Genomic DNA, 3296 nt, shown 5'->3' with positions numbered 1-3296 from the left:
GTACTGACCCGTGCTCGTCCAGGCGTCCCACTGCGACGGGCAGCCTCCGGAGGTCTGCACCACCCGCGCGAGGGTCACATCCTCGTGCAGGTGGGATCCCCGTCGTAGGGGGTAATCAACCCGTCCAAATGACTCGAAGTCGACGGGATCTTCGCCTGCGCTGCCGTGCTCACGCACGCACAGCAGCACCAGCGGCCCTCCTCGGGAGGCAAGTCTTCGGAACTGACCGTAACTCAACGAAACGAGAACAGAGGAGGCTGCATAGGATTCCCGGATGACAAGCGCCAGTTACCTCCTGCAGGGACCGCGAGTAGCCGTACGCCACGTCTGCCTTCAGGACTACGCGGAGCTCACAGCACTGGCTCAGGAAAGCGCCGAGATGCTTCGCCGCTGGCTGGGCGCTCGTGAGAACACGGCGGAAGCGTTCGAGAGCTACCTTGAGCGGTTCGAACAGCCCACCCATGAGGGCTTCGTGATCTGCCTTCGCAGCACCGGCGAGATCGTGGGTGGCGTCAATATCAACAACATCGTCCGGGGCACGCTCCAGAGCGGAACTCTGGGGTACACCGCTTACGCCTCCACAACAGGCTATGGCTACATGACCGAAGGGCTGGGGCTCGTGATCCAGCTCGCCTTCGACCAGCTGGAACTGCACCGGCTGGAGGCGAACATCCAGCCGGACAACACCTCCTCGCTGAACCTCGTCAAACGCCTGGGCTTCCAGCGCGAGGGCTACTCAGCCGCCTTCCAGTTCATCAACGGCGAGTGGAGGGACCACGAGCGCTGGGCCGTTACCGCCGAGAAGGCACGGAGAAACTGAGCGCTCCGCCTGCCCCGCGCCCCAGCCCCTGGTGTCAACCACCGCGAACAGGTATCAGCTATCCAGAAAAGTCGCAGCCACGTGAGCCTGGACACGGTAGTCGGCACCAGTGAGGAATCGTGAGTAGGCGGTTCCCGGACTACGGGACACGCCTGTTGGAAGATCGAGGCTTTCGCCCGCACCTACGGCGCCAAGTGGCCCAAAGCCGTCGCGAAGATCACCGACGATCGGGACGAGCTGCTGGCGTTCTACAACTTCCCCGCCGAGCACTGGATCCACTTGCGGACCACGAACCCCATCGAGTCGACCTTCTCCACGGTCAAACTCCGCACCAAGGTCACCCGCGGCGCCGGCAGCCCGGCCGCGGCCCTCGCGATGGTGTTCAAACTCGTCGAGTCCGCCCAGACCCGCTGGCGCGCGATCACCGGAGCCCACCTCGTCCCTCTCGTCCAAGCCGGGTCACGCTTCGAGAACGGCGTCCTGATGGACGACCAGCGACCACCGCGACATGAAACCAGTGGCGCACCCGCCTCGCTGTCCGAGATCATCCGGACGTGTCCCATGACGAGCCAGGACGTTACCGAGTAGGCCAGACCGCGTTGCTGGCCACCGTGGAAGAGGCCGAGCCGCTGGTCGGGCACTGGCGTCGCCGCTTCGATTCCTCGGCTTCGGCCGGGATTCCCGCCCACGTGACGGTGCTCTTCCCATTCCTCGACATCGATCGCATCAGCACCGCGGTCATCGGCGATCTCAGGACCCTGATCGGCGCACGCAGCCCCTTCACGGTCCGATTCGACGAATGCCGACGCTTCCCCGAGGTGCTCTACCTCGCGCCAGCGCCGGACCAGCCGTTCCGCGCACTGACCGAATCGATAGCGAGGCGGTGGCCAGAGGCGCCGCCCTACGGAGGACAGTTCACCGAGGTCATCCCACACCTGACCGTCGCCCACGGCCAGCAGCCCCGCGCCTTGGAAGAGCTGGAGGCGGCACTGGCCGTCCAGCTACCCACCACGGCAACGATCTCCACGGTGAGCCTATTCGTCAGCGACGGGGAGAGCTGGCGACGCCACATGGAGTTCCCGATGCTCGGGTAATCGCGTCCCGGCGAAGGGCCAGCAACCAGCCGTGAGTTGTCAGCCTTCATGGCACCAGCAAGGTCCTTGAGATGGCTTGACCGGTCTCACTGGCCCTTGAGCGATCTCACTGAGACGTGAGCAGGTTTTCGCCGGCACCGAACCTGAACCCCAGGGCATGGACCAGGTCGAGCACCAAGTCCTCGGCGAGTGGGTCACATTCCGCCTCAAGGGTGGCTCTCACCGCCACTTGGTCAGGCTGAAGGCCTGCTTCCTCCGCCCAGGCCACGGCCTGGCGGGTGACCTCGTCGGGGTTGCCGATCCACTGCTCGGGGACGTCGTAGTCCCGTGCCATGTGCGGGGACAGTGCGCAGTGCCAGATCAGACCGCCTGGGCTGGCGGCTTGCACGCCGACGAAGTCGCTGTCGTGGACATACATGACGAGGGTCGGGGCTCCCGTCTCGGTCATGACCGAGTCATCCGGATCAACGCCTGGAGATAGCTGCAGGATCTGCCAGGCGCCATCCCTGGCCGACCACCACGGTGTAGCGTCGACCGCTTGCATGGCTGACAGCTCGGTCACTGGTTGCTCGACCCGGGCCACGACGAAAGTTCCGGAGAAACCCATGGACCGAGACCGTAGCTCCTGGCCCTGACATCCCCAGCTCCTGACTGGTTCCAGGCCGGCGGCGCCCACATCCCGCAGGGTCGACCGGTCACTCAAGGTTCAGCGACAAGGGCGGCCCGGTTCCAACCTGTGCGGCCAGGTTCCACTCACCATGTCGTGGCTCACTGTGACTCAGCACGGTAGTAGTCGCCAGCAGTGCCACTCGACGTGCGGTTTCCCGATCCGGTCAGCACGACAACTGTCGCTGAACCAGCAAGGAATCTGACGGCTGGTGCTCGTTCAGCGAGCAAGTGGTCGTCAACTCGGTGACGCGTGTTGTGGCCGGCCAGCGAGCACGAAGTCGCGGTACTCGTCCTGAGCCACACCCTGATTGACCCAGCGGCCACGAACGGCTCCAGTCCGGTGCTCCGCAAGAGCGAGCGCGTCCTGTGCTCCCGCTGCCGTGGCGATCTCCAGGCCGAACTCGTCGTCCTCGGTCTCGGGATCCAGCGATGGGAACTCGACGAGGTCGCAGAAGTCCTCGTTTCCGACGTCCGCCGACGTGTGGAGAACGACCTTGAACTCAGAGCCGGTCGGAACTACCTCGACCCAGCGGACCCCAGGAGCATGGGCATCACCGGCGGGGCCGAGGAACTGTTCGACTGATCGACCGCGGGTCAGGGCACCGACCGCGAAGGACTCGACTAGGCCCGTCTTTCGCAGGTGGGGAATCGAGTGTCCAGCCAGCGTGGTCGGGTTGGATCGACGTCGAGTAGTTCCAGTAGTTGGGCCTGGA

General features: G+C 64.9%; 4 protein-coding genes and 2 pseudogenes. 3 read left to right on the top strand and 3 right to left on the bottom strand.

Annotation, left to right across the window (positions count from 1 at the left end; genetic code table 11):
- Positions 1–189 (bottom strand): annotated as a pseudogene (locus ACH4J0_RS42965) (hypothetical protein); the annotation flags it as partial.
- An 85-nt stretch (positions 190–274) separates the two neighbouring features.
- On the opposite strand from ACH4J0_RS42965, the gene ACH4J0_RS42960 reads away from it, so the two are divergent.
- The 3 genes and pseudogenes from ACH4J0_RS42960 (at position 275) to ACH4J0_RS42950 (ending at position 1914) form a co-directional block, all read left to right on the top strand.
- The gene (locus ACH4J0_RS42960) at positions 275–820 is read left to right on the top strand and encodes a GNAT family protein (protein ID WP_350506921.1); all 546 of its coding nucleotides are present in this window, start codon (positions 275–277) and stop codon (positions 818–820) included.
- A gap of 162 nt (positions 821–982) precedes the next feature.
- Positions 983–1408, top strand: a pseudogene (locus ACH4J0_RS42955) (transposase); the annotation flags it as partial.
- Positions 1375–1914 carry a 2'-5' RNA ligase family protein gene (locus ACH4J0_RS42950; protein WP_396246627.1) on the top strand — a complete coding sequence of 180 codons (540 nt, stop codon included), beginning with the start codon at positions 1375–1377 and terminating at the stop codon, positions 1912–1914. The pseudogene ACH4J0_RS42955 and the gene ACH4J0_RS42950, both read left to right, overlap by 34 nt.
- A 106-nt stretch (positions 1915–2020) precedes the next feature.
- On the opposite strand, the gene ACH4J0_RS42945 is transcribed toward ACH4J0_RS42950, so the two are convergent.
- Entirely contained in the window at positions 2021–2521 is a 501-nt protein-coding gene (locus ACH4J0_RS42945) for a hypothetical protein (RefSeq protein WP_396246626.1), read from the bottom strand.
- A gap of 297 nt (positions 2522–2818) precedes the next feature.
- A partial coding sequence (locus ACH4J0_RS42940) for a hypothetical protein (RefSeq protein ID WP_396246625.1) occupies positions 2819–3296 on the bottom strand: 478 nt, incomplete at its 5' end.

Source organism: Kitasatospora sp. NPDC017646 (assembly GCF_044329365.1).
Lineage (GTDB): Bacteria > Actinomycetota > Actinomycetes > Streptomycetales > Streptomycetaceae > Kitasatospora.
The sequence above is the reverse complement of the archived record's forward strand: the minus strand, read 5'-3'. Positions and strand labels throughout refer to the sequence as shown.